The organism is Rhizobium sp. 2MFCol3.1 (assembly GCF_000377565.1).
Classification (GTDB): Bacteria; Pseudomonadota; Alphaproteobacteria; order Rhizobiales; family Rhizobiaceae; genus Rhizobium.
Window position 1 is genome coordinate 95,845 of sequence record NZ_KB898365.1, and the last position, 26,726, is coordinate 122,570.

Below are 26,726 nucleotides of genomic sequence, written 5' to 3' on the forward strand. Positions count from 1 at the left end.
AAATTTCGTCTCGTCAGGCCAGGCGGTTGCCCGCTTCTTTAGCCGAGTTTTTCGCGTGTTCGCCGCCACCCCGGTGCCGCGGTCATCCGCTAACGCTCCGTCAAATTCCCAGAGAATCCACCCTGCGAATGCCCAGTTTGGAGAACCTCGTTCGTGCCGCTTCGAATATCCCATCGGCCAACAAAGCGCGGGCCATCGGACGAGAAGGATGGAAAACATTTGGACTCAAGGTTAGCCAACTGTCACGCGGCTCAGTTCCCAGCTCAGTAGCAATGAACACCTGAGATTTTGGCTGCAACGTCCTGCAGTGTTCCGACGTCCAAGCGTTCCCTGACTGTCACGAGTGTCATCAACTCCCACGATAGGTGGTTGTCGAAGCGAGCGATGTTGGGCTTAGCCACGCCCGACATCAAAGTTTCGACCGACGGAACATCGCCGGATGCCCAACTCTTCAAACATTCCTCGACGCCATCGGGGTCACAATTCTGCAGCTCGATCGCATACTGCAACTGAGCCGTCCGAAAGTCCCTTGTCATGAAAGCCAGCGCAAGTGTGGTCAGCTTTCGCGTCCCGATCCAGGGAAGAACGAGCGTGCCATCCGCATACGGCAGGATGGATCGTGTCTCAAGCCCAAGCTCGGAAAAGCACCGACGCGCACTGGCCAGCATGTCCGTCGCGACGCGGTCGATGTATGCATACTCCTTGTCGCTGGCGAGCACACGCTTCATTTCGTCAGCTATGCGGTCGTGCAGGCCGCCGCCATTTCCACTGAAGCGCGGCGGCTTTCCTCCGCGGGTCGATCTCACTGTTATGACCCGAGTGGCGTCATCGACTTCGAGAACTTGCCAGCGTCGTCCAGCGAAAATCAGCGTCTCACCCGATTTGATCGCCGAGTCCAGTGGATACGTCCCGAGGGTCCTGGCATCGTGCATGATCCGGTATTCCCGCTCAGAGGAGAAGACGGGATAAAAGTCGTGCGCCTCGGTAATTCTCTCACCGAACTCGCCGACCATGAGCAGCCCTTGAGGGGATTGCTCAATGAGCTTGTTTTCCGGCGATGCCATACACCGAAGAAGATCGGCGAAAGTCGCGCGATCAATTGCTTTGAACGGCCCGCGGTCGCAGAGGACTTTCCAGGCAGACTGCGGAGAGACGCCACCCTTCTGCAGGATAAGCGCTAGAACCTGGTGAAGAAGGGTCGAGAGATGCACTCCGGTTGCCGTGGGCGGCTCGCACCAGCCGTCTTTAAGGCATTCTATCATAGCGATCGACTGAACTAAGCCCAGATTCAGGCGTTCGAGAGGATGCTGTCCACGGCCCGGACTGCGTTCAATGACGAACATCCGCATGACTGCCGGACTGCCGGCACGGCGTCCCGATCGGCCGAGACGTTGTCGCAGCGACGAAACTGAAAAACCCGGGCCGATCTGCGCGACCGATTCCACGTCTCCGATATCGATCCCTAGCTCAAGGGTGGTGGTTGCAACAGCGGTCGTCGGGCGCGGATCGTCGCGAAGCCTGATCTCGACATCTTCGCGCTCGGCCTTGGACAGGCTGCCGTGATGTGGAAAGAATTCGTTAGGGACACGGCTCTCCTCACACATCAGCCGGAGGCGGTCGGCATAGAGTTCGACCCGCTCCCGCGAGCCTCCGAATAGAAGGTTTCGACGCCCTCGGAGTAATCTGAACAGATCGTCCGCCAGGCGTTCGGGGATACCGTGCCGTTCGTCCGGCTTCTCGTTTGTGTCCTCGTCGGTGTCTCCATCTCCATCCTTCGGGGCTTCCTCGTTGTCGTAGTACCCGCGGATCTGCAGCTTGAGACCGTTTCCTTCATCGTTGCCCTCGATGATGGTCACGTTCGCACCGGCAGAGGGACGCAGTGCATCGGCCGCGAGCCGCATGTCGCCGAGCGTTGCCGAGAGACCGATGCGATCGATCCGTTCGCGGCCGCACTCGATCTCGATGCGATTGAGGATGGATTGAAGCTGCATGCCGCGCTCGGTGCCGATGAAGGCGTGGAGCTCGTCGATGACGACGGCCTCGAGCGACGCGAATAGGAACCGCACTTCTTTCCCGCGGCGAACGAGAAGCGCTTCCAGAGATTCCGGCGTGATAAGCACCACGCCGCTTGGGTTCTTGCGCGCCCGCGACTTGGCGTCCGCAGATACATCGCCGTGCCATTTATGGAGCGGGATATCGCAGGCTTCGCACAACGGTTCGAGCCGACGATACTGATCGTTGATCAGTGCCTTGAGCGGACTGACGTATAATATGCGGAAACCGTCCCTGCCAGCGCCGCCCAAAACGCGGGTCAGTAGCGGCAGGATAGCGGCCTCGGTCTTTCCTGCCGCGGTCCGAGCTGACACGACAACGTCGCCACCCGCCAGAACGGCAGGGATCGCCTTCTCCTGGACGTCTCGCAGGCGCTGCCACTTCTGCGCCCATATCCAACGGCGGACGGGTAGCTCGAGGCGATCAAAGGCGGAGGGTTGCAAGCTCGTCGTCCGCTTCGTCGCCGTCCTCCGGGATTTCTGTCTCGTCCGCGCCTTGGCGGTCCTCGCTCACTTCCAGGCGGGTCAGTAGATCGCTCCATTTGACATCGGGGTTCTGCTCAAGGACCGCAAGAAGATCGACAAAGGCCTTCACGGTGTTTCGCGGCGTGCGGAAATAGGCGTCGCCGATCGTGTTTGAGCAATGCTCCATGAAGGCGACAAGCGCTTCATCGGGAACGAGATGTTTGTCGTTGTCGCCACCCGCGAACACGTCCCTCAGTCGTTCCAACAGATGGAATAGTTCCTCGGGCGTAAGGCTGGGGAGGTTTATGACAGGCCCTGAATAGTCGGTGAGGCCGTTCACCGCGAAGCTGTTCTCTGCCAACCTGCTCTGAAGCGCTTCATAGGAGTAGAGGCCCCGGCGGGTGTCGAGCAGGAATTCCGGTGTGCCGCCGAGAATGAAACCGATGCCCTCTGTCGTGCCCTGGAGGACGTCGTTCAGGATGCGGAGTATCTGCTCGTAGTTCTGTTTGCGCGCTTGGGCGCTTTGAAGCTTGTATAGATTCACCAGTTCGTCGAGGCAGACAATCATCCCGCCGAACCCGGCAACACGTACGAACCTGGCCAGCAGCCTAAGACCGTCGTAAAAGGACGCGTCATCCAGGATCGTCCTGACGCCGAGGTCCTGACGAGCTTCGGTCTTCGTGGTGTATTCGCCGCGCAGCCACCGCAGGGCCGCATCCTGGAGGACGCTATTGCCGTCCTCGTAACCGCGGGCATAGGCGGCTACTACAGTCGCGAAGTCGTACCCCGCCACCATTTCACGGATGTCACCCAACCCGTCCTTGACCGCCGACTCGATGGGGACACCTGTCGCGGCTGCTCGTTCGGTCGCCTTCTGGATATAGCTCTCGAGGATGTTGCGCAGGGCACCTCCGTCAGGCGCGGTCCGGGTCGACAGGCTTCTCGCTAGCTCGGCATAGAGCGAGCGAGCTTGGCCGTTCGTGGCATGGATGCGGCGATCCGGCGACAGATCCGCTTGGCAGACGGCAAGCTTGCTTTGGAGCGCAATCTGCCGAACGAGGAAAAGGAAGAAGGTCTTACCCGCTCCGTATGCCCCGATTACAAAACGGATGCTTGACCCGCCTTCGCCGACGCGGCGGATGTCACGTATGAGAGCTTCGATCTCGCGCTGACGTCCGACCTGGATATGCTGGAGGCCAAGGCGGGGGACGACACCTGCTCGGAGCGCGCTGATGATCGTGTCTCGATCACGCGGCTTAATCGCGGGCTGCTTTGTGGTCATGCGGGTATGCCTTCTTTGATATGTGCGGAATTGGTCGGGACATCAGGCAGGAGGTGGCGGTTGATGTCCAATTCATCGTCGCCCTCGATCATGAGTTCGTCGAAGCGGTCGAGTGACCAGTCGTTGATCGCTTCTTTAGCGGCACCAGCCATAAGGGAAGCATCACGGGCCAGGTGCTCGAAGTCGTCTTTCGACCAAGTCGAACGCTGAAGAATCTCGGCGAGAAACGCGCCATACCGCTGCTCAAGACCCTCGAAGAGTTCGCTTTGCGGGACTTCTTGGTGAGGCTCAGGGAGGCCGACTGCGACTTCGTCTTCCTCGACGAAAATGTCAGCGAGAACGCTTGAGGTAACCCGCGTCTCCGAACGTATGCTTTGCAGCCTCGACAGGTCGATGCGCGTAGGGGAGGGGGAAGCCGCGCGTGTCGTTGCGTCAGCAGTCGGGAGCAAATTGTCCCCGGGAACGCGAGCATTGCTCGTTCCTGCATGAAGTCGTTCATAAAGCGACTTGGCATCCATACCCATGCGCTTGAAGATTGTTTCCAGCTTTCTGACTTCGTCTGCGTGCAACTCACCGTCGGCCGAGGCGAGCAATACGAGCTCGGATGCTATGACGTGTCGGGCACCCTCGGGAACGTCTTTCAGGCGCTTGAGCCAATCATCGAGGCGCGAAGCATCGCCCTCATTGAGCTTGATCTCGGCTTCCAAACGGCGTTTCTCGTCGACTGACAGGTCAGTGGCTCCGGCAACCCGATCGAGAAGAGCCTGCCGCTCGAGTTCGTGGAATTCACCGTCGGCGTGCCCCACCAGCATTCCGAGCATCACCGAAAGCTGCTGGATCCGATAGGCTTCCGTAGCCTCGCCGGGGAGAGGCGACGAGATTGGAAACAGGATTGCCCGATCCTCGCCTGCTGGTGGTTTCACGGAAAAGGCCGGATCGAACGTCGCACCTATGCCGAAGCTCGATAGAGCCTGGCTCAGGTCCCGAAGCTTGGCCTTGCCGGGGTTTATCCCCATGTCCAGCCCGAATTCGGTAGCGATGTCCGAGATTTTCGTCTCGACCGTTTGGTCTGCGATGCGGCGAATTCTCGTGAGCGGATCACCGGGCAAATTTTGGGCGGCCGTTGATCGCAGAGCCTCGGGGAGTTTGGCGATCGCGAGCAGGTTCGGCTCAAGGCCGGGAAGACGACCGAGGGTACGGCTGTAGTCGTCGAGCTGCTCCATGCAGTCATTGAAAACCCGGCGGGCGACTTTGATCGGCTCCTCCCGATCGGTGATGTCAGGAATATCGCCTCCCAGAACAGCAATATCGATGTTGAAACTGCCGCTACAGGCCTGGTAGCTTTTCTTGAGTTTCTTTGTCCGCCCGCCTCTTGGCCGATAACCGTCAGGATAAAGCTTGGCGAACTCGAGATGATAAAGCTCTCGCAGAAGGGCGGGGGCACGCTTGGCAGGCGTACGAACGCTGGTCTCCGGATGTGTCTGCGCGAAGCGCAGCATCAAATCGGCTTCGATCGGGCGATCGTCCCGGACGCGGATACCCAATGCGATCTTTACCGCCGTGGGCACTTCATAGCCGTTCGGTTCAATTCTCGCGAGGAATTGCGCTGAAGGTTCGCCGCTTTTCAGTTCGGCGGCCGTCAGCAACTCGGTCGCATACCTGTTGAACGAGCCGTTATGCCCGTAAATTCCATGGAGACGCCTTACTTCCGTCAGCACCGCCGCAGCGTCGTTCGTGTATTGGTCAAGCAGAAGCCGCCGCTCGAGACCGTAGAAGTACAAGAAGACATAGCCGATGTAGTCGTCCGGATTTGACCGCGTGCCAGCGAGCCATTCCAGATACGATCGCCGGGCATCTGGAGACATGCCGCCATAAGATGGCCAGTAACCCATTGAGATGCCTGCAGTATCCCGGCCTCTGCCCACAGTGAGCGCTGGATTGACGAGGCAATTCTCATTCTCGTTGAGGCGTCCTTGTTTTCCAAGAAAGCCGCCGAGGTAAAAGAGACCGCCAGCTATGTGCACGGAGCTCACCGAGACTGACTTGCCTGGAGCCATCCATTCCGCGCCGGCCATTCTGTTGGCAGAGGCATCGATTCGAGTGGTGAAAGGGGCGGCCTTCGCTTCTGAAGACGGTCGGCGGTGAAAATTCAGAAGCGTGCCGAACTGAGGTGAGATTGTCCCGCCGGTTGTGGCTGCTTTAGGTGCTTGTTCGATAATTTCGGTGAGGTCGTCGTTGCTATCGACGGACGAGGTCTTGGCCTTGGATGCGTTCGAGTTGACCCAATCGACAACGTTCCTGTTGTGAACTTCCAGGGACGTCAGCTGGCCCGTTGTCGTTGAGGGTGACGTACCGGACAGGTCCATCAAACGCCCTGGTGTAGGCTGAGGCGCGCTCGGTTTCCCTATTGGCTCCTGACCATGCTGGCTCCGGAAAGCCTTGATATCGTTGTCCATTTTGACGGCCTCCCGCTTTCGCTTGCGCCTGCTCCGAAACATCATCACACCGCCAATTGCAATACCCAGAAGCGCGAAGGTCCAACGGCTGTTGGTTTCGGAGGGTGGAGCTGCTGAAGGCTGTGATGTTGCAGTTTCGCTGGGCGAGTTTTGGGTGATTTCCGTTCGAGACGTTTTTCCGGTGATGGAGTCGACAGACTGCGCTTGACCCGGCTCATTGGCGCTCGCTGGCGCATTGCTTTGATCGTTCTGCTCGCTTGGGCTTGGAGGGTTGCTGACAATCGGATCGAGCGGTTTGGTTTCTACTGCCAGACCGCGTTGTCCAGGTATTTCGCCTTTGGAATCAACCGCGTTCACTGGTTGTTGAGTTGCCAGCGGTGGTGGTGGCGGGAAGAGGCGGTCGATGGTCGACTTATCTGCGGATCCCGTCACAGGAAGACCGTTGACGGATTGATACGCTCGTAGTGCCGCGATCGATTTCTTGCCCCAGACTCCGTCGGGCAACCCTGGTTTGAAGCCCTGCTCGGCCAGTGCCTTCTGAATATCGCGGACCGATCTCTCGGCAGCCATGGTCGGAACGGCATTTAACTGACCGAATAAACTCGCGGCAACAACCAAGACAACAACCGGCCGATACTTCACGAAAACCTCACCCCCAAAGTAGATTCTCACTATACACGGAGTGCTTGTGTGGCCAAGAGGGCGATTGCATTCTTTGACGAACTTCAAACGCCTTCATAAGGCGAAACCCGGGAATGAGGGAGAGCCTTCATTGTCCGATTGGTGCCAACCTGTGATCGCGTGAGATTTTTCGGGATACGTAATGCCCCTGAGCATGGCGACGCTCAGCTTATGCATCCTATCCAGACAGTACCAAACCGTTTATTGGCAGCTTTTGCCACACGAGGATCACAACCATCGGACAGTTCCAGTCCAAATGGAAGACGAGTGGGATCCTCAAAAAATGGGTCGTCCGAATTCACTGCGATTCCGCTGGATAATGCGTAGCGCATCGATGCCCACAAAAACCAGCCAAGCGCGATGTCGCCCACGGAGTCATCGTCGCGACTATCGCTTGCCGCCTTTTTTCGCTTGGCGATCCCCATCTCATCGAGAAGAATCGTAGCAACCGCATGGGCGCAGCAATCGGCAAGTTGAACTCCGATGACCGAGCGTGAGTCACATCCTGCAACAAGATGGAAACCGGGCGGGAGATCGACTGGTTGCTGCTTCATGCCGCCATCTAGGTAAACCCTTCCGCCTATTCCGGGCATATTCGCTGCCATCTTCTGAGCAAGCCTGGCTGCAAGGGTCATAAGGAAGTGACGTTCGTCGAGGGCACAGATCGCGATGCCAACCTTGCACTGACTGATTATGCCTCGATATGCTTCGCGCAAACGCTGAGCGTTCTCATTGCCGCTCATAGTCATGCTACTTTTGAATTCATCCCTACCGGGAGTGAGGCCACAGCTTATCAGAGCTTCTTTAGCCAACTCGATGTGTTCCGGCGTGGCGCTCACGGCCGCCAAAACAATGAAGTTGCCGCGGTCGTGAATGCTCTCGTCGCAATAGATATCCATTGATCCTGTCTGCCCGTGCGGAGTTGGGATATCGAAAGACCATAACTGTGAGGCTGGCTTTTGCGAAGGCCCGCGTTCTGCGTGCACTCGAAGTTGAAATCCAACGAACGTGGTAGCGTAGTCACACCCCGAAAGACGATCAATGTGGTGCTAGGGATGACCCGGTACCATCCAGGAATGGGGAATAACCGATGTCAACGAATAGCGCTATCCCACAAGTCTACCCGCCCCGCCGCTGTCGGTCCAATCCGCGACGGTGACGTTGCGACCGGATGATTTGGCACGAAGGAGCGCTGCGTCCGCCCGCTGCATCAGCGTCGTAGGCGGCTGGTTAGCCTCTGTCGATGCTACCCCGATGGAAACCGTTACCGTACCAAGTGGTCTCCCGAGGTGGTTGATTGGCGTGGACTCGATCGCATGCCGGATGTTCTCTGCGATCTCGAATGCCGCCGAGCGCCCTACATTGCGCAGGACAACGGCGAACTCTTCTCCACCATAGCGGTGCGCGAGTCCCGCCGTGCCGGCTAGGTCCGCCATGATCGCGGCTACCTGGCACATGACGAAATCGCCGGCGTCATGTCCGAAGTCGTCGTTGAACCGCTTGAAGTGGTCGATATCGACCATCAGAAGCGCGGCCGGGAGATCTGTTTCCTCCCGACGGAGACGGTTAAGGCTTTCGTCCAGTGATCGCCTATTCAGCAGCCCTGTAAGGGCGTCTTTGGTGGCCAGGTTAGTCAGGCGGTTTCGGAGCTGCAGATTTGCGATTGCTAAGCCGAGGTTCTCTGCAATCAGCTCAATGTACACGCGGGCCGCGATGAGCTTGGTACCCTCGACGCTTTCGAAGTAGAGCATGCCGACGATGTCGCCATGGGCTGCGAGGGGTACGCAGAGGCTACCACCTGGCAGCGCGTCATTCAGATGTTGGCAGAGGACGTCGCCTTCCGAGCTGTCGCTCATATGTGGTCGTCCGCGCCGTAGACCCCAGCATTCAAAAGTCTGAAACTCTTGCGACGAGCGTACCGGATCGTTCCAGGTGCCCGCTGCGGTCAAGGCCGTTCTTCCGTCGTTCATGATGTAGAGCCGGCCGCTGAGTCCAGGAAATATCTGCACGGCAAACAGAGGGACGACATCGGCTAGCTCAGCTTCGTCGCGGCAGGCCTGCAACCGATGCATCAGTTGAAGGATGAGGTCCTTCGTCTGCTGGTCCATCCTGCGTTCGGCGTCGAGGCGATCCCTTTCGATGCCATTGTCGCGGAATACCTGGATTGCGGCATTCATGTCGCCGATCTCGTCGGTACGGCCATCGGGCAACACCTGCACATCGTAGTCCTGCTTGGCAAGCCTGCGCACGATGCCGCTCATTTCGAGGAGGGGACGTGCTACCCGTCGCTTGAGCACGAAATAGAGGACACTGAGGAATAGCAGCGCGGTAGCAAGGAGAAGGGACTTGGCAACCGCGCCCCAGAGGTCGGCCTTCGCCTTCGCACTGGCAAGTTCCTGCTCAGTTCTCGTGGCTACAAGGTCTGTGAAGTGGGCAACGCTGGCCAGCAGGCCAGACTGAGCCTCTTCGTGCTCAGCGGAGAACACCGCCGCACGGGCCTTTTCCTGCTCGCCGTTCGCGAAATCCTTAACGGCTCGCTCTTCGATTTCATCCAGGAGTTCGGCATCGTTCACGATGATCGACAACGCTGCCGCTTCCTGCACACTAAGTCGTGATTGATCCAGGGCCCTAAGAGATTTTCCCCGCGCTCGTTCATTGGCATCGGCTTCTTCAAACGCCTTGAGATACCGACTATCCCCCTTCTGTATGTAAAGTCTCGCGTCCTCTGTCGTCCGCTCCGCAGCGCGTGATAAAGCCTCAACTTGCTCGTCGAGCCTCCATGCTCTCTCGGTGGCCAAGCGCTCCTCGTCGATGCTCTTAGCTGAAATGATGAATGCGCCGCCGGAGAGAATCGTCATTCCGACGGTTATCGCATATGCCCAATTCGTGATCGTGCTTATTCGCATGGGTCTTTCCCGAGTGCATCTATGAGTTATTCATGGCACTGCTAATGCTACCCATGATAAACCACTTCCTTAAAGTTCGCTTTAAGGGCTCCAAGGATCGGCTCACTTATTCGGCGTCTTCAACCTACATCATCGGTCGCGTCGGAGCGGCAAGTGGACTTTGGTGATGGCTTCGCAGGCGTGGTCGCTGGCTCCAAGCAGAAGCGCTGGGTCATACGATTTTATCTAAAGTCACCGGTTATGACTCCGAATTCGCAATGGTGTGTCATCATTTGCCTCGCCTGAAATCGTACAAAACGAATGCGCGGCTTTCCGAAGCCGCTTTCTCTCCTAGTTATTGTCGCACAGGACAGATATGCGTCGTTGGGAGGATTAAATGCCGAATAATGTATGGAAGGCACCGGTGGACGTCAGTTTTCCGCATCAGGACAGGCAGGTTGTTAGCGGTCCATTCGAGGCTATGACGTGCCTGACGAACCGGTGGCCAAACATGAGTGGTCTGAAGTTCCTTCGGGCGCGCATGGCATGCAAGGCGGCACTGGACGGTCGGGTAAGTGCCGATGACGCTCGGGTGGTGTTTGTCGAGGCCGTTAGTGAGGCAGGCGGCAACGCTCACTGATTGGCGAGGCGACAACAGGGGATCATTGTCGGCCTGAGTTGGTCTTTTGGTGGCTCGCCTCTTTCCTGGAGAACGCGGCGTCATACTTCCAATGGTTTGAAGGGTCGTATCCAAGTTTCGTCCGAGCGCGTGCGGACGTGTTTCGACGGTGCTGACATGTCTGAGAGTTTGAAGCCTTTTAGTTTGACCCCTAGTCAGGTCACTGAAGTTCTCATCAGATTTGCTGGATTGCTTGAAGGCTTCGCTGCGGAGCTACCGGGTGCTAACGATTCCTTGGCCAAGCTGGTGCGTGACGCTGCAGCGTCAATCAGGGATTTGGCTTTCGATGTGGGTGAGGGCGACCAAGATGTGGCAGCCGAAATCGTTGCCTCGACGGCTCGTTTGGTTGGCGCTATACGCAAGCTAGCTGACGACGAGTCTCCGCGCGCCACGATTCATTGAAACCAATCGAGGTCGACTCTCAATAAGACCAACAACTAAGCTCGACTTCTCTGTCCCATGAAGTCGAGGTTGCTGGCGTGGGCACCATTGCGATCATTCTTCAGTTTCGGCCAAGCTACCGGTCATACCTTGAACCGCCGGTTTCCAGCGGAGACGGGTGGTAAAGAATAGTGCCGTAGCATGAGAATGCGCTTCTGAAGCATGGTCAGATTTCCATTCGATACACGGGACATAGGCAGACGGCGCTGTCGCGAGGGACGAAGTCAGCGCCTCGTTGGTATCGATATAAACGTAAGCTTTCGGATGCCCGACTTCTCATCAAGTGCAGAACGTCATCCGGGCGAAATCGGCCAGCGGAATCTTCGCTTTACAAGCTGGACAGCAGTTCTCCCCCAGGTCAATACTGTTCTGAACCACTGGAGCTTCCTATATGGCCAAGCATCTTAATGCCGCTGCGGTGCAGTCTTTGCTAGAGCTTGAGGCTCCGGTTAAAGCGGCCCTTACTAAGATATTCGAAAAAGCGGAACGTGATCCAGCATTAATCGATCTCTGGACGCAGGAGATAATTGCGAACTCCTACGAGCTAGAAGGGGCTGCCGGCGCATCGCCCCCCCCGATCAATAGCTCGCACTGAGGACTTGAACGCTACATCTCTCTAATTTTCGTTGCTGATCGCACCGATACTGTTCGAGGAGAAGGCTGCTAAGCTTTAGCGATACTTTCTTTTCGGGCATGTAGAGATTTGTGGTACCTGCCCACAACGACGCAATCTCGGGTGACGTCACACGGGAAGGGTGCGGGAGACCTATTAGTGCGATCACTTGCCCCGCGCCGCCATTTTCTCCTCCCACTGACGGTACTGATCGGCAATCATCTTGCGGCGCTTCTCTTTCGCGCTTTGAAGCTCCGCTTGAACATGTCTTTCTCGCTTCTGACCCTTGGCTGTCGAGTGGAAATGCCACTCGACATTTCCGGGAGTAAATCCAAGCTCCGCTATTTTTGGGGCGAGAAAACGCCGTCCGGGCATGGTAGGGGTCACGTGCTCGAGGTCCTCGAAGAAATTATTGAAGCCAACTTGCCAACGCTCGCAAACGAATAGGCCAGACGCCAGCATGTCGAAATACTGGTCTTTGAGAAATTGCGTTTTGGTCATGCTCGAAATGTAATTTCCGGGGGGCGGCGCATCAAGAGTCAGACGCATTTTTTCGCGGCATGTTCCATCGATCGAGGCAATGGCTTTGGTTCGAAATCGATACAGCAGAAAGGAGGCTGCGGGCACGGGACCGCTCCTGAAGCCCGGGCTGCTTGCGAGTTTCGACAACACAGTAGCCGGGAGAATCTGGTTGTCACTTGCGTACTCTAGCAGCACGCTTGGATAAACCTCAGGACCTCGAACATGACAAACGAACTTGATCTCCACCCGTATCGCTTCCTACTCCTTGATGATGCCTTTGAGGCGAGCTTGTCGACAGACGAGGTGGCTGACTTCGGCTCGATGTCGGAGGTCGAATTCCGGTGCCGGATCGAGTTGATAGGAATAATGAAGTCGATGTGGTGCCGCTGGCGCTCGGCTGGCGCAGAGGTTTTTGACTTCGCGCCCGAAATGAGTGTGATCACCGGATCGCAGGTTGTTGACATAGAGGGTGAAACCGCACGATGGTTGGAGGGTACAATCTATGTCAATTTCGGGAAAGCAGCGGGCCTGAATGTTGACGGAAGTGACGTCTGGATAGACGGCGCTTACTTGGAGCCAGGGGATGCAGCGGGTGCGATCAACGTGGTCTTTGTTTGCGATGCGCCTCGTCCACCCAGCCAGACCTTGCGTACGGCCATGATAGCACAGAGCCGAATAATCAGCGCCGTGCTTGACACCTCTGACGCTAAGCTTTCCGAACTTACCGGCGATGCGGAAATACTCGACAGAGCACCGATCGCTTCTCTTGCGGCAAGTGTCATGTATGGACTGTCGGAGATGCAGTGTCTCTCACCCGCTGATGTGCTGCCGTCTCGGACAGCCCGCAGTTTCCTTCACTAAATCCGTCTAGTGCCACGCGTCGGCGTGAGGTACGAGACGGCCGACTTGTACCGCTGGAACAGGACATTGCAGTGCGTATATCTACGCACGCGCAGCTTGGGACAAACAACTTTGCGGCATTAGCAGTTGCCACAAGATGCCGATAAGGGCTGATGTTATCCCCTGAGGGTTAGCTCAGGAACGTTACGTATGGTGGATGTGGTTGACGGATTGAAGGCGAAACTCTCCGAGATCAACTCCAAGATTGAAGAGCTGCAGCGCGAACTCGTCGTTCTCGACGATCAGAAGGTGGCATTCGAAACGGTGATCAAGGTCTACTCCTCCAGTTTTGAAATGGCTGCGCCGCCTTCGGAGGTACGCCGCGCCTCGTCCACGATGGGAATTCGCTTCTGGAGCATGTTCAGGTTTCCGGTCGATACGCGGCACATAGGCGGACAATTCCGTCAGAAGACGAAAGCTAAAGGTCAGCGCCTATTCATATCAATCTGAACATGGAAGGACCCATACCAGGGCTGTTCGGTAATGTCGAGTAGGTGGTCTGGCTACATTGACACACCACCAAAACGATCAGAACATTGGGCGAACATAGAGGCGCTGGATTCATGTCATATTCTGAACAACAGTTTGTCGAACAGATAACGAGAAACGAGACAAACCGATGGCTTCTGGACGTTCTTCCCGAGCTAGGGCTGCCTCAAGCAACCCTGACCGCAGGCTGTTTGTTTCAAACCGTATGGAATCTTAGAAGCGGGAATAAGCCAGACCAGGCTATCAAGGACTACGACGTGTTCTACTTCGATGCTAGCGATCTGTCGTGGGAAGCAGAAGACGCCGTCATTCAGAGAGCACGAGAACTGCTTGGCGATCTCGCGGATAGAGTTGAAATCAGAAATCAGTCCCGCGTTCACCTCTGGTATCAACAGAAATTCGGATCGCCTTGTCCGCCGCTGACGCGAGTTGAAGACGGGATTGACCGCTACCTGATCGCCTGCACGCAATTGGGTATCGGCATCGGGAGTGGCGAGGTCTATGCGCCCGATGGATTTGACGACATGCGAAATGGCATTCTGCGCATCAATCCAAACAACCCTCTGACAAACCTATTTCTCAAGAAATGCCAGGACTACCAGACGCGATGGCCCTGGCTGTCAGTGGCTCTGTGATCCTGGTTTTTGGCAGATGTCGAGCTTTGTGGCACTTGCCCCAAAGCCGCAGATTTGCGCCATCATGAAGCGCATACGAGTTGCATCGTCATGCTTGAAATTGTGCCGCTCGCCTTTTTTCAAATTTCGGCGGTTTGAAGAGAGAGAAGGGGTAAACGTGCGCGCTTGCTCAAATCTCTGTCACGACCCCGTCCCCCCGCGGTGGATTGCGCGACACTCTACGTTACACTGAGCCAGCAGCCGCGGCGGCCTTTGCTTCTCTCATTCTAAGCCGCTCTGTCTTCCCTACTGCGTATTCGACCAGGACCGGATAGCCTGACTTTTTCGGCGGCGACCACACGACGCCAACGGGCATCCAGGTCAACATGCTTTTAGGTATCTCGTCGTAGTTGATTTCCATCTCGGTGCTCGTTTCGAACACTAACTTTGCCTGTGCGCCGGTATCGCCGGAGTTGAATTCCAACCAGAAATCGTCACCAAGTTTATAGCCGTCCAACGGAAAAATCCGATACCGATATTTGTTGAGAACTGTTGGCTTATCGAGGAATACGGTGCGCACGAGGTAGGGCTCAAAAGCAAACGCGTCGCCATTCTCATGCCACCTGCCGATAATCTCCCTCCGGACGACATCGGCAGCACGATTTCGTCTCAGCGCCCGACGAATGTAGAAACCATACTCTTCTACCAGTGCTGCCATCGGATGATCTTTGTCAGCGAGGCAGCCGTTTATTTTCAGAACCAGACCCTTGGCAGTCTCTAACGAGATGACGACGTCGTCGCCTGGAAGCAAGAGATGGCCTGAATAGCAGACAGGGGAAGGCGTGTCGTTCGCTCGCGCTTGGTCAAACTCGGTTAGAAAATCAGCCAGTTCAATGCGGTCCACGTAAAGCTCCGTCGTCAGTACTATGAAAGGGTCTCCTGGATTTTTGTGGGCGGCAAGGGTCAGAAAATTGCCGGCCATGGCTTTATCGTGCACGCTAGCATTACAGTTGCATAATTCTCTGTAGTCTGAATCTATAGGTCTCCATGATTCGGAGGTCATGGATGGCAAGTGCATCAATCGAAACGACGCTTGAGCTATGGGCATCATCGTTGCGTGACGTTAAGGCCCGTATGCGCGGTCTGTTTACGCAGGAGCGTGTCGCATCATCTGCGAACCTTTTCCTAGACGGCTTGCTCGGTGACGAGCGGCGTAAGACGGGTTGGATGCGTGCTGAGGCGGCCGGTGATCCCGGCCCGTGGCGGCAACAAGCCATTCTCGGGCGCGGGCGCTGGGACGCCGACGCACTTCGCGACATCGTGCGCGAGTATGTCGTGGAAAACCTCGCCACGGATGATGCAGTCCTAGTCATTGACGAAACAGGCTTTCTCAAGCAGGGCAAGACGTCTTGCGGTGTTGCACGTCAATATACAGGATCGGCTGGCAAGATAACGAACTGCCAGATCGGTGTGTTCGCCACCTATGTGTCCGTTCGCGGTCATGCCTTTATCGATCGAGCCCTCTACTTGCCCAAGAGCTGGGCCGCGGATCCGGTAAGGCTTTCGGCAACCCATGTTCCTCAGGGTACAGCCTTTGCTACCAAGCCAGGCCTGGCTGTCGATATGATACGGCGAGCATTGGCAGCCGATGTGCCGTTTTCATGGGTGGCCGCAGATGCGGTTTATGGCGTTGGGGACGTTGAGAGAACACTGCGCCGAGCCTGCAAAGGGTACGTTCTTGGAGTCAAATCGGACCACCATTTCGGCTCTTGGTCCGGAAAGCCTCCGGTCGCCGGCACAGCGCAGGAGATCGCCCGTGATCTCGATCCAAGCGCATGGCAACGTCTTTCCGCTGGTGAGGGCACCAAAGGCGCACGGCTTCATGACTGGGCCTACTGCGAACTCGCCGATCTCGATGCCGACGAATATAACGAGACGAAGTCAGGGCTTTGGACCCGGGGCCTACTGATCCGGCGCAATATCAGCGATGGTGAGCTCGCATTCTTCACAACATGGTGCCCTGCCGGGACGGACATCCAGACGCTCGTTTCCGTTGAAGGCCATCGCTGGGCGATCGAGGACAGCTTCGAGACCGCCAAGAACGAGCTAGGACTCGATCACAATGAAACCCGCTCATGGCATGGCTGGCATCGCCACGTCTCCCTCGTCATGCTGGCCTTTGCCATGATGGCGGTGATCCGGTATCGCGCTAATGACGCGACGCCCCCAAAAAGACCGCGGATGCCGACCATCAGGATTTGATCCGCTGGTCTATCCAGGAAGTCCGGCGCATCGCCAACAGACTCGCTCAGCGTCGCATAAACCCCGCCTATGTCATCGCATGGTCATGCTGGCGGCGCGCCCATCAGGCGACCGCTCGGCGAGCTCATCTCAAAACTAAAATGCAACTGTAATGCTAGGACGTGGACTCGCAAACTGAATTGATCCAAATTCGTGTCGCAACGAGTTTCAGTGCAGCAAGGTAATTGTCAGGGCGGCGGTCGTAGCGCGTGGCCAGGCCCCGCATGTGTTTGATACGATTGAAGAACCTCTCCACTTGGTTTCGCTGCCTATAGACCCAGCGACTGAAGCTGAAAGTCTGCTTCCGATTTATCTTTGTTGGGATGTTAGCCCAAGCCTTGCGGCCTTTCACAAACGCTCGGATCGCGTCGGTGTCATACGCTTTATCTGCAAGTAGCGTCGTGCCTGGTTCGATGTCAGAAATCAGCCTCTCAGCGACCGGAGCATCCGCTGCCTGGCCCGCTGTCAGCTCCATTCGTAACGGTCGGCCATCCGCATCGACCATGGCATGGATTTTGGTCGTCAGGCCGCCGCGCGAACGTCCCATGCAAGGATCGGTAGAGCCCCCTTTTTTGCGTTGGCACCATGCTGGTGAACGCGCACACACGACGCGATCATAACTATATCGCCGTCGTAACGCCTTGATACCGCTTCAAGAAGTCGGTCCCAAACGCCGGCTTTACGCCAGCGCGAGAACCGATTGTAAAGTGTAGTACGAGGGCCGTAGCGCTCAGGGATATCCCGCCAAGAGCAGCCAGTTCTGAAACGCCACAAAATGCCATTGATCACCCGGCGGTCATCAACACGTTCGACACCACGGCTCTTATTCGGCAAAAGTGGTGCGATGATCGCCCACTCTTCATCGCTAAGTTCATGACGGCGCATATCAATCTCCTTTCAAGGGACATTGAATCATCATCCTGACTAAAGCGAAACCCTTTTATGGGGACGCGGCCTAGCCCGAAAATGGAGACATTGACGGATCACGGGCTGCCGAACCTGCGGTCCAGACGCTCTCGGTGAACAAGTCATCCGTCGTTGGTGCCAACGGCACGACCTCAGAGACAGCTCTCCGACTACGCGGCTCAGCCCCACCGAGACGATTACGGATTATATCGACATATTCGGGAGCTCTCTCGACCAGCACCGACTTTCGATCCAAGCGGTTGCAGACAGCTCCGACAGTGCCTGATCCTGCGAAGGGATCGAGAACGGTCTGACCGGGTTTGGTCAGGCTCCTTACAAAACGCTCGACCAACTCTTCGGGAAACTGGCAGGGGTGGCTGGTTTTCTCGGGGTGTCGGTTTTTCACGTTGGAGATGTCCCAAACATCACCGGGGTTTTTCCCTAGCGGGTTTCCGCTCAGTTCACCCTTGTTTGGCCCTTTATAGTGCCGCTTGTTGGGATACTTCTGAGGGACGCGAATGCTGTCCAGATCGAAGTGATAGTCGTCCGACTTCGTGGCCCACACAATCGTTTCGTGGCGGCCCGAAAGGCGCCTTGTGCAGTGCATGCCATGGCCGAACGTCCAGACCACGCGACTTCTGATTTTCATCCCAAGGCTGCGGAAAATGGGGATGACGATGCTGTCCAGCGGGACGATTTCTCCGGCGGCCACCCAGTTTCCAACTTGCCAGCAAATTGAACCGTTTTCACCGAGAAGCCGGAAGCACTCGTCAATTATGGTGGTTTGGAAGTCTACATACGCGTCGAGCGCGGCGCGCTTCTCATAAGCTTTGCCGATATTGTACGGCGGGCTCGTTATAACGAGGTCTACCGATCCGGTAGGGAGTTTTGGAAGAACTTCGGCGCAGTCATCGGCGTAGAGCGCGCAGAGGCCGATAGCCTCCGCGTTTCCGCGAGCAGGTTGATTAAGCATGAAGATTTGATTTCCTTAGGCCGGGACACCGTCCCAACGGATTGATGTATCAATGGTCATCTGAATTTTCGCGATGCTCAAGCCCCTGATAGAAAAAATCGACAAGCTGCCTTGACGGGCTGGTCGGGCGCAACAAACTGCGGTGAAGTCTTCTTCCACCAGCGTTCGAAAAATACCGAATGCTTATGCGCTGGTTGAGAATTTGGGCTATGTACTGCTGACATTTGCAGGCGAACGGGGAGCGATACAGATAGCCAGTCAACGCTTGAAACGTGAGAACTGGCGCAGTCTCGCAGTACTTGCGCTCGCCGGAAAGGGCGCGCCTTAGTACGATGCGCGTTGCCGTCGCAACGCTCAGAGGATGCTTCATGCTCGAAAAGGAGCTAGCAGGTCATTACTCGCACGAGCACTGCGATACGTGGGAGGTCCGCTTGGGATTCATCGTTGGGCTATCCTAATCCTATGGGATTTGACAAGCCAGGTTCTTCGGCGTCTCAGAACGGTTTGGAACCCCTTGGCGTAAGCCCGCTCCCATTGCGCCGGTGGAAGTTTGAGGTGACGATGACGGAAGCATCAATGTGGAGACAGAAAACCATGCAGCATCCATCATCGTTCATGGGGGAGAACTCGACAGCCGCATCATTCATACTGAAATGCATGAAGCTTTCGGAAGAGCGCGGCGCTTATCACGTACTCGCGACTAGATTTCGCGAAAATGACGCGGAGCTCCGGGCGACTGCGACACCCGAAGAACTCTCCGAGTACGAGCGTTTGAAAGTGCGCGCAGCATCTGCATTCCGGTTCGAGCAAAAGCATGGGCGCGGATCACTATTAAGGATGGACCATCCGCTCAATCGCGAGCTCATCACTACAGGCGTGATCAAACTCGCTCAGGTCGTCGGGCCGGTCGATACGCCTGGTACTGTGTTCGTGGGACGCAGCGCCGGATTGTGATCCCACCAGTCTTCCCATGCTGCGTCTGCAGCAGCTTCTGGAGTAGCATAGACGCCCGGCAGTATTCCGTAGGGCCCCCAAACAATAATTCCCAAAATTTTTCCGGTCCGGTCGAAATCTACGAAGAAGTGATATCCAGCTGGCCCGCCTGATAGCGCTCGCCACGCATATCTACGTTTGTCGACATTAGCCCAGTCTTTCTTAGGCACATCAGTGGCCAAGAGAGCTTGGACTTCATCGATGTAGGGAAAGAAGCGTACTTCGTTGCCATCGTGGAGTGCCCAGCATAGCACGCCAGCATTGTTTAATTGTAGCAAGGTTGTCATGCGAAATCTCCATTTGCTGGAAACCCGTGTAACGCTGACAAATTATCACCCGATTGATATCCTTACTAAACTTCAAACGATCGAGTGGGCTTAAAGACAGACTCAATGTCGAGTGACCTGCCACCGCGAATTTCCTCCAGAATGCATTAGAGTCCAACCCATTAAAGGACGGACGCATGAAGAAGCAGCGTTTTACGGAAGAGCAGGTTATTGCGGTATTGAAGGAGCAGGAGGCTGGCGCGAAGGAGGCCGACCTTTGCCGCAGGCATGGAATGCAGAAGCAACTTTTTGTAACTGGAAAGCCAAATACGGCGGCATGGAGGTCTCTGAGGCGAAGCGGCTGAAGGCGCTTGAGGACGAGAACGCCAGGCTGAAGAAGCTGCTCGCCGAACAGATGCTTGACGCGGCCGCCCTCCGCGAGCTTCTCCAAAAAATGGTAGCGCCCGCCGCCAAGCGTGAAGCCGTCACGCACCTGAAGACCGTCATGGGGCTTTCGGAACGGCGGGCCTGCCCGATCATATCTGCCGATCGCAAGACGATCCGTTACCAGTCGAACCGACCTGTGGCGACCGAATTTCGAGCAAGGCTGCGCGAGACGCCACCATGAGGCTCCCCTCTGGCTGGCCACGTCGGCTCACTGCCAGCCGTGCCGTGGCTTCGATCACGGCTAAGTTCTTGCGTACTCATAAAGCGTAACAATTTTCGCTGGCGCACTAACGATGCGATCTCCTAACTGCAAGGCATATGCTGATTAGTGACCTGCACCAGCGCCACTCCGACGACTGATGCAGGTTATTTGTCACTTTGAGGCGGCGGCCAGCTGTTGCGGGCTCAGGCGCAGGGCAGCGGCGCGGCGGTGCCCTTCGAGTTGCTCCGTCGCGCTCTGACGAACGGCGGCCGGAGCTACAGCTGCAACGCCCTTCTCCTCAAGCCATTGATGCGTCGCCACCTTGACGTAGGAGCCGACCCAAAGACCACCTGTATAACGACCGGCAGCCATCGTCGGCAGGGTATGGTTCGTCCCGCTGCACTTGTCGGAGTATACCACGCTTGCAAGCTCACCGATGAAGAGCGAACCGTAGTTGCGCAGCTTCTTTGCCGTCGCCTGCGGATCTTTCGTGTGGACCTGGAGATGCTCAGTCGCGATATAATCGGAGTAGGCAAGCATTGTTGCCTCGTCGTCCACGACCGTGATCTCACCGTAGTCTTTCCAGGCGACGCCCGCGACACCTGCCGTCGGGAGATCCTCAAGCTGCTTCTCGACTTCGACCAATACGGCCTCGGCAAGTTTGCGATCTGTGGTCACCAAGCCAACCCGCGTACGCACGTCGTGCTCGGCCTGCGCAAGAAGGTCGGTGGCGATCATGTCCGCCTTGCCGGTCTCGTCGGCGACGATGAAGATCTCGCTGGGCCCGGCGAGCTGATCGATGCCGACCTGGCCGAAGACCTGACGCTTAGCTTCGTTGACGAAGGCATTGCCTGGACCGACGATCTTGTCGACCGCTGGGATGGTCTCGGTGCCGTAGGCCATCGCTGCGATAGCTTGCGCTCCGCCGACCCTGAAGATCCGGTCCGCGCCAGCTAGATGGCAGCCGGCGATCATCGCAGGGTGGGCGTTCGGCGGCAAGCAAGCGATGACCAGGTCGCAGCCTGCGACCTTTGCGGGCACGATAGTCATGATTGGTGCAGAGAGTAGGGGATAGCGGCCACCCGGGACGTAGCAGCCGACAACTTCGATCGGGATAACCCGGTGGCCGAGATGGACCCCGGGAAGCGTTTCGATCTCCAGCGGCAGCATCGTCTTCAGCTGTGCTTCCGCAAACTTGCGAACGTTTGCGATGGCGAACTCGGTGTCTTCTCGCGTCTGGGGATCAAGATCGGCGAGAGCTTTCAACTTCTCCTCTTCGGTCACCTCGAACTGCGCGACGTCCGCCTTATCGAATTTGGCGGAGTAATCACGGACGGCTGCATCGCCGCGTGCGCGAACGTTTGCAATGATTTCTTTCACCGTCGCTTCAACAGGCGCGTTGTCGGAGACCGCGTCGCGAGTTGGTTCCTTGATCTGAGTGAATTTGCCCTTCAGGGCGTCGAGCCGCGATGTCATGGGGATCTCCTGTGTGCGTCGCGAGAACCATCCTCCACTCAGGTACGCTATACAATTGCCGACTAGACAGCTGTCCAGTATTTTCACCACCGATGTGCCGAGCTGCCCATCAGCAGTGGGCGAGGCCGCCGGTCAATGACGTTGTCCTCTTGCCCGGAACCATGGAGTTAGAGGAAACGAATGCCCAAGATTGGAAGCAAGCTCAAGGAACTGCGTCGGCGACGTGATCTTGGGGTTAGAGAGCTAGCCGCGCGCTCCGGCATTTCGCACTCGACCATTTCGCTGATCGAGCGCGATCGGATGAGTCCGTCGATAGATACCTTGGGAGCTGTGCTCGATGCGCTTGGCACGACCTTACCGGGTTTCTTTTCCGATCTTCAGTCAAGCTTGCCGTACACACCGTTTTACGGAGCTCAAGACCTCGTAGAGATTGGGAAAGTCGACACAATCTCATATCGCGTCATTGGTTTGGATCATCCTAATCGACAACTGCTTATGCTTCACGAGCGCTACGCGGCAGGCGCGGACTCAGGCGAGGCGTTTACCCACGCCGCACAAGAGGCGGGGATGGTGCTGTCCGGAGCGGTGGAGGTCACGGTCGGGGGGCAACAAAAAGTGCTGAGGGCTGGCGATGGCTACTATTTCGATAGCCGACTCCCCCATCGCTTCCGAAACGTCAATGACGGCGAAAGCGAGATATTGAGCGCCATCACGCCACCCACGTACTGACACCATGATGTCGGCCTAACCAGCGGTGAGAATATTCACCACACAGCGCTGGCTGCCTTCCAAAACATATGAAACGTGGTTTGCTACCGCCGTTCAAGCTTAACAAGGGGAACGTAAAATGAAACTCCTTCAAATATCGCTCATCGCTTCAACTGTTCTGGTGAGCGGCGTTCTCGCTGCCCAGGCGCGCGACCTGACAGTTGTGTCTTGGGGCGGAAATTTCCAGGACGCGCAGCGCAAGATTTTCTTCGAAACCTACGCCAAGGAAAGCGGCAAGCCGGTTCTCGACGAGAGCTGGGACGGCGGCTATGGCGTCCTTCAGGCGAAGGTCAAGGCGGGCACGCCTAACTGGGATGTCGTGGAAGTCGAATCCGAGGAACTGGCGCTCGGCTGCGCCGATGGCATCTACGAAAAGATCGACTGGGAGAAGATGGGCGGCAAAGAGGCCTTTTTGCCTGCCGCAGTCAGCGATTGCGGCGTCGGCAACATCGTCTGGTCCACCGGGCTTTCGTATGATGCCGACAAGTTGAAAGAGGCTCCCAAGACCTGGGCGGACTTCTGGGACACCAAGAAGTTTCCCGGCAAACGCGGTTTCCGCAAGGGGCCGAAGTATGCGCTAGAGTTCGCGCTCATGGCGGACGGCGTTCCTGCAGACCAGGTTTACGAGGTTCTCAAAGGCGAAGGCGGTGTAGACCGCGCGTTCAAAAAGCTGGACGAGCTGAAGAAGGATATCGTTTGGTGGGACGCGGGCGCGCAGCCGCTTCAGCTTCTCTCTTCTGGCCAGGTCGTCATGACGGCTGCGTACAACGGCCGTATCACCGGCATCAATCGCTCGGAAGGCAAGCACTTCGGCTTCGTGTTTCCGGGCAGCGTCTACGCGATCGACAGCTGGGTGATCCTGAAGGATGCTCCCAATAAAGACGCCGGCATGGACTTCATCGCTTATGCGAGCAAGGCGGAAAATCAGGCAAAGCTTCCTGAATACATCGCCTATGGTCTTCCCAACCTCGGCGCAGCCAAGCTGGTGCCCGAAAAGTACCGCGAGGAGTCCCCGACCTCCGAGGAAAACCTCAAGGGTGCAATTCCCCTCGATGTTGACTTCTGGACCGATAATTCAGAAGAGCTCACACAGCGTTTCAACGCTTGGCTTAGCCAGTAACAGCAAGCAGGGGCCTTTTCGGAAGGCCCCTCTACGCTCGAACTAACGAGCGTCCCGGAGAAGAAATTCGATGTCCAACCCCTTCATCCAATTTGACAAGGTCAGTAAAGCGTTTGGCATTGTCACCGTTGTCGACGACCTCGATCTTTCCATCGCGAAAGGCGAGTTCGTCAGCATGCTCGGACCTTCCGGTTCAGGCAAGACAACCTTGCTGATGATGCTGGCGGGCTTCGAGACGCCGACAAGCGGTTCCATCTCCGTTGGCGGCAAACGCGTCGACGCTCTCCCGCCTTATCGTCGAAACATGGGCGTCGTGTTCCAGAATTATGCTTTGTTTCCCCACATGACGGTGGCCGAGAATGTCGCGTTCCCTCTCAAGATGCGCGGCGTCGCTCGTGCTGAGATGAACGAGCGGGTTTCGAAGGCGCTGGACATGGTGCAACTCGCTGCTTTCCATGATCGCAAGCCAATCCAACTCTCCGGCGGGCAGCAGCAGCGTGTGGCACTCGCCCGTGCCCTCGTTTTCGAGCCCGAGGTGGTCCTGATGGATGAACCGCTCGGTGCGCTCGACAAAAAGCTGCGGGAGCAGATGCAGTTGGACATTCGAGACATCCACCGCCGCTTGGGGCTGACCATCGTCTTTGTGACGCATGACCAGAGCGAAGCGCTGACGATGTCGGACAGGATTGCCATCTTCAATCACGGCAAGATCGAGCAGATTGGCACTCCCCTGCAGATTTACGATCATCCCAGAACTCAGTTTGTTGCCCAATTTATTGGAGAGACCAATCTCCTATCTGGAAAGGTCAGCAAGTCCGAAAACGGCCTGCTCACCCTTCGCCTCGAAGGCGGCGCTCATCTCGAGGCTGTTTCGGAAGCCAATGTGAATGTCGGCACACAGGTCAAGATATCCGTACGGCCGGAGCGGATCGCTGTAGATGCAGGTAGTCCATCGGCGAACTCGCTGGACGCGACCGTTACCGATGTTGTCTATCACGGCGACCATCTTCAGGTTCGCACCCGCCACAACGGGAGCGACCTGATTATAAAGGCCAACCGGAATTTGCCGCCACCAAGCATTGGCGACCGCGTGACTCTGTCCTTCAACCCAAATCAGTGCTGGATTGTCGCATGACGGACAGTTGGCTCTGGAAGCAAGGAAAGTCGTCCGCCCTTGTCGCTCCGCTCGCTTTGTTCCTTCTTTTCTTCTTCGTGCTGCCCCTTGGCACAATGATGCGCTCGGCCGTTTCTGATCCGGTCGCATCGCGAGCGTTGCCTACTATCTCGTCGGCGTTGAAAGGCTGGGACCGATCAAGTGCGCCGGGCCCCGAGGCCCAGACGGCGCTTGCCGGGGATCTGCGAGGCATAACAGACGATGAGCTCTTCGGGGATCTTGTCCGCCGCCTCAACAGCGCGAAGTCGGGATTTCGAACTCTGATGAGTAAGACGAGGGCCGCTCTGTCGGCGGATACGGCGCTCAGCGATCTCACATCGGTCGACAAGCGCTGGTCTGATCCCAGCTTCTGGGTCGCAATTCAGGAAGCCGCGAGTTCGCCCACGACAGACCGAAACCTTCTTGCGGCGGTCGACCTCATGAGGGACGCAAACGGATCGATCACAAACGTCCCGCCGGGCTCTTCTGCAAACCGCGACACACTCATTCGCACTCTGATAACAGCAGCGACCGTCACGATCTGCTGCGCGTTGCTGGGCATGCCGTTCGCCATGGTCGCCGCCTCCGTCACGGGCTGGCGTCGGCAACTGCTCCTCGCAGCGGTGCTGCTGCCTCTGTGGACCTCCCTTCTCGTACGCACAGCCGCGTGGTTCATACTGCTTCAGGATAACGGGCTGATAAACTCAACTCTTCAATTCATAGGCTTGACGAGCGGACCTATCCCGTTGATCTTCAATAGGGTGGGTGTCGTTATCGCGATGACGCACGTGTTGTTGCCGTTTATGGTGCTGCCGATCTTCAGCGTCCTGCTCGGCATACCGAAGAACCTGATGCCCGCTGCCGCGTCGCTTGGTGCGAACCCCGTCCGCGCTTTCTATCTTGTTCTGTTGCCGCTTTCGCTGCGCGGTGTCGTCTCGGGTTCCTTGCTCGTTTTCATGAGTGCTCTCGGCTATTACATCACGCCCGCTCTGATCGGCGGCGCTAAAGACCAAATGATAAGCTCGGTCATCGCCTACTACGCGACAGGCGCTGCGAACTGGGGCATGGCAGGCGCTCTCGGACTGGTCTTGCTTGTAGCAACCATATTGCTCTACGTCATTTATCTACGGCTCTCCATCGAGGAGGCGCGCGCATGAAGCCACTTCCGATAGCAAAGCTCTTCTTCGGCGGAGCCGTGGTCTTTTTCCTGATGGCCCCGTTGGTGGCGATCCTCCCTCTCGCTTTTACGGACAGCGTATTTCTCAATTACCCGATCCCGGGCTTCTCAATGCGCTGGTTCGTCGAACTGCTCACGGCAGACGCTTGGCGTCGGTCGATTTTCAATAGCCTCATCGTCGGCGCAGGCACGACTGCTCTTGCGACGGTCCTTGGGACTATCGGGTCACTCGGCCTCAGAGGAAAACGAGTGTCGCTGGTATTCGGCTTCGTTCGGACAATTTTCCTTCTGCCGATGGTCGTCCCCGCCGTCGTCCTCGGCGTTGGGATGCAGCTTATGTTTGCCCAATACGGTCTCGCCAACACCTATCTTGGCGTTATCGTGGCACACACCGTCCTTGCTGTGCCGTTCGTCGTTGTGAATGTTACGGCATCGCTCCAAGGGATTGATCGGCGGCTGGAACAGGCAGCGGCTAGTATGGGGGCTGCTCCTCACGTTGTTCTTCGAACTGTAACGCTGCCATTGGCGATGCCGGGCATAATTTCTGGTGCCGTCTTCGCGTTTGCGACCTCACTCGATGAAGTCGTGCTGACCTTGTTCGTGGCAGGGCCAAACCAGCGTACCCTTGCAAGGCAAATGTTCTCGACCATCCGAGAGAATATCAGCCCGGCGATCGCGGCGGCGGCTTTTGTTTTCATCGCTGGCACACTTCTGATAGGCATCCTGGTGAGTGTTGGGCGCAAGCGCGCGTTGCAATAGGAGGCCCCTCCGAGGAATGTCTGCGGCCAGTCGTCTGCTCGGTGTGTCACGTCCGGGGTGCAAGGTCGCACTGCGATACGGTCCGGGCAAACAGTTCGGTGTCCTCG

23 protein-coding genes and 1 pseudogene are annotated in these 26,726 nt (G+C 56.9%); 14 read left to right on the forward strand and 10 right to left on the reverse strand.

The genetic code is table 11. The features are described 5' to 3' along the window. Positions 1 to 263: 263 nt before the first annotated feature. From D460_RS0122345 to D460_RS0122365, 5 genes are all read right to left on the reverse strand, one after another. The gene (locus D460_RS0122345) at positions 264 to 2,495 is read right to left on the reverse strand and encodes a DEAD/DEAH box helicase (RefSeq protein WP_018900823.1); all 2,232 of its coding nucleotides are present in this window, start codon (positions 2,493 to 2,495) and stop codon (positions 264 to 266) included. After that, positions 2,476 to 3,798 carry an ATP-binding protein gene (locus D460_RS0122350; protein ID WP_018900824.1) on the reverse strand — a complete coding sequence of 441 codons (1,323 nt, stop codon included), beginning with the start codon at positions 3,796 to 3,798 and terminating at the stop codon, positions 2,476 to 2,478. The genes D460_RS0122345 and D460_RS0122350 overlap by 20 nt, the downstream gene beginning before the upstream one ends. Beyond that, positions 3,795 to 6,896, reverse strand: coding sequence for a TerB N-terminal domain-containing protein (locus D460_RS0122355; protein WP_155947820.1), 3,102 nt, complete (start codon positions 6,894 to 6,896; stop codon positions 3,795 to 3,797). Before D460_RS0122355 ends, D460_RS0122350 begins: the two co-directional genes overlap by 4 nt. A gap of 203 nt (positions 6,897 to 7,099) precedes the next feature. Next, complete coding sequence (locus tag D460_RS0122360) at positions 7,100 to 7,834, reverse strand: DUF3800 domain-containing protein (RefSeq protein ID WP_018900826.1); 735 nt, start codon at positions 7,832 to 7,834, stop codon at positions 7,100 to 7,102. A 207-nt stretch (positions 7,835 to 8,041) separates the two neighbouring features. Continuing rightward, complete coding sequence (locus tag D460_RS0122365; RefSeq protein ID WP_348625646.1) at positions 8,042 to 9,793, reverse strand: sensor domain-containing diguanylate cyclase; 1,752 nt, start codon at positions 9,791 to 9,793, stop codon at positions 8,042 to 8,044. 424 nt (positions 9,794 to 10,217) lie between these two features. Here D460_RS0122365 and D460_RS0122370 point away from each other — a divergent pair, with 424 nt between their 5' ends. The 3 genes from D460_RS0122370 (at position 10,218) to D460_RS0122380 (ending at position 11,535) form a co-directional block, all read left to right on the forward strand. Beyond that, positions 10,218 to 10,460 (forward strand): DUF982 domain-containing protein, encoded by a 243-nt coding sequence (locus D460_RS0122370; protein WP_018900828.1) that lies wholly within the window; start codon positions 10,218 to 10,220, stop codon positions 10,458 to 10,460. A 156-nt stretch (positions 10,461 to 10,616) separates the two neighbouring features. Further along, on the forward strand, positions 10,617 to 10,901 hold the full coding sequence (locus D460_RS0122375; RefSeq protein WP_155947821.1) for a hypothetical protein: 285 nt from the start codon (positions 10,617 to 10,619) through the stop codon (positions 10,899 to 10,901). Between the two features lie 430 nt (positions 10,902 to 11,331). Beyond that, on the forward strand, positions 11,332 to 11,535 hold the full coding sequence (locus D460_RS0122380) for a hypothetical protein (RefSeq protein ID WP_018900830.1): 204 nt from the start codon (positions 11,332 to 11,334) through the stop codon (positions 11,533 to 11,535). 183 nt (positions 11,536 to 11,718) lie between these two features. On the opposite strand, the gene D460_RS0122385 is transcribed toward D460_RS0122380, so the two are convergent. Continuing rightward, positions 11,719 to 12,180 (reverse strand): hypothetical protein, encoded by a 462-nt coding sequence (locus D460_RS0122385; protein ID WP_155947822.1) that lies wholly within the window; start codon positions 12,178 to 12,180, stop codon positions 11,719 to 11,721. A 117-nt stretch (positions 12,181 to 12,297) separates the two neighbouring features. Here D460_RS0122385 and D460_RS0122390 point away from each other — a divergent pair, with 117 nt between their 5' ends. The 3 genes from D460_RS0122390 to D460_RS0122400 all read left to right on the forward strand — a co-directional run bounded on the left by D460_RS0122390 (position 12,298) and on the right by D460_RS0122400 (position 14,099). Further along, positions 12,298 to 12,936 (forward strand): hypothetical protein, encoded by a 639-nt coding sequence (locus D460_RS0122390; RefSeq protein ID WP_018900832.1) that lies wholly within the window; start codon positions 12,298 to 12,300, stop codon positions 12,934 to 12,936. A 210-nt stretch (positions 12,937 to 13,146) separates the two neighbouring features. Continuing rightward, complete coding sequence (locus tag D460_RS0122395; protein WP_196809356.1) at positions 13,147 to 13,425, forward strand: hypothetical protein; 279 nt, start codon at positions 13,147 to 13,149, stop codon at positions 13,423 to 13,425. Between the two features lie 113 nt (positions 13,426 to 13,538). Then, positions 13,539 to 14,099 carry a nucleotidyltransferase family protein gene (locus D460_RS0122400; protein WP_018900834.1) on the forward strand — a complete coding sequence of 187 codons (561 nt, stop codon included), beginning with the start codon at positions 13,539 to 13,541 and terminating at the stop codon, positions 14,097 to 14,099. Between the two features lie 223 nt (positions 14,100 to 14,322). Here the strand turns inward: D460_RS0122400 and D460_RS0122405 are convergent, their stop codons facing one another. Continuing rightward, positions 14,323 to 15,060, reverse strand: a complete 738-nt coding sequence (locus D460_RS0122405; protein WP_018900835.1) for a hypothetical protein — start codon at positions 15,058 to 15,060, stop codon at positions 14,323 to 14,325. A gap of 65 nt (positions 15,061 to 15,125) precedes the next feature. Between D460_RS0122405 and D460_RS0122410 the strand changes: the two genes are divergently transcribed. Further along, positions 15,126 to 16,340, forward strand: coding sequence for an IS701 family transposase (locus D460_RS0122410; protein ID WP_081619953.1), 1,215 nt, complete (start codon positions 15,126 to 15,128; stop codon positions 16,338 to 16,340). 154 nt (positions 16,341 to 16,494) lie between these two features. Here the strand turns inward: D460_RS0122410 and D460_RS35315 are convergent. Both D460_RS35315 and D460_RS0122420 read right to left on the reverse strand, forming a co-directional pair. After that, positions 16,495 to 17,270, reverse strand: a protein-coding gene (locus D460_RS35315) for an IS5 family transposase (RefSeq protein ID WP_245267785.1) whose coding sequence is annotated in 2 segments (ribosomal slippage) — positions 16,495 to 16,944 and positions 16,947 to 17,270 — 774 coding nt in all. Because the reading frame shifts where the segments join, the coding sequence is not laid out codon by codon here. A 64-nt stretch (positions 17,271 to 17,334) separates the two neighbouring features. Beyond that, complete coding sequence (locus D460_RS0122420; RefSeq protein ID WP_018900838.1) at positions 17,335 to 18,258, reverse strand: site-specific DNA-methyltransferase; 924 nt, start codon at positions 18,256 to 18,258, stop codon at positions 17,335 to 17,337. A gap of 561 nt (positions 18,259 to 18,819) precedes the next feature. Here D460_RS0122420 and D460_RS33585 point away from each other — a divergent pair. After that, complete coding sequence (locus D460_RS33585) at positions 18,820 to 19,212, forward strand: hypothetical protein (RefSeq protein WP_155947825.1); 393 nt, start codon at positions 18,820 to 18,822, stop codon at positions 19,210 to 19,212. A gap of 502 nt (positions 19,213 to 19,714) precedes the next feature. Beyond that, a pseudogene (locus D460_RS35320) lies at positions 19,715 to 20,133 on the forward strand (transposase); the annotation flags it as partial. Between the two features lie 204 nt (positions 20,134 to 20,337). On the opposite strand, the gene hisD reads toward D460_RS35320, so the two are convergent. Further along, entirely contained in the window at positions 20,338 to 21,642 is a 1,305-nt protein-coding gene (hisD, locus tag D460_RS0122440) for a histidinol dehydrogenase (protein ID WP_018900841.1), read from the reverse strand. 180 nt (positions 21,643 to 21,822) lie between these two features. Between hisD and D460_RS0122445 the strand changes: the two genes are divergently transcribed. The 5 genes from D460_RS0122445 (at position 21,823) to D460_RS0122465 (ending at position 26,619) form a co-directional block, all read left to right on the forward strand. Beyond that, complete coding sequence (locus D460_RS0122445; RefSeq protein WP_018900842.1) at positions 21,823 to 22,371, forward strand: cupin domain-containing protein; 549 nt, start codon at positions 21,823 to 21,825, stop codon at positions 22,369 to 22,371. A 118-nt stretch (positions 22,372 to 22,489) separates the two neighbouring features. Then, on the forward strand, positions 22,490 to 23,530 hold the full coding sequence (locus D460_RS0122450; RefSeq protein ID WP_018900843.1) for an ABC transporter substrate-binding protein: 1,041 nt from the start codon (positions 22,490 to 22,492) through the stop codon (positions 23,528 to 23,530). Positions 23,531 to 23,600: 70 nt separating this feature from the next. Further along, complete coding sequence (locus tag D460_RS0122455) at positions 23,601 to 24,665, forward strand: ABC transporter ATP-binding protein (RefSeq protein WP_018900844.1); 1,065 nt, start codon at positions 23,601 to 23,603, stop codon at positions 24,663 to 24,665. Beyond that, positions 24,662 to 25,840 (forward strand): ABC transporter permease, encoded by a 1,179-nt coding sequence (locus D460_RS0122460; protein WP_018900845.1) that lies wholly within the window; start codon positions 24,662 to 24,664, stop codon positions 25,838 to 25,840. Before D460_RS0122455 ends, D460_RS0122460 begins: the two co-directional genes overlap by 4 nt. Then, positions 25,837 to 26,619: an ABC transporter permease gene (locus D460_RS0122465; protein ID WP_018900846.1), complete on the forward strand. Its 783-nt coding sequence runs from the start codon at positions 25,837 to 25,839 to the stop codon at positions 26,617 to 26,619. Before D460_RS0122460 ends, D460_RS0122465 begins: the two co-directional genes overlap by 4 nt. Positions 26,620 to 26,726 lie beyond the last annotated feature (107 nt).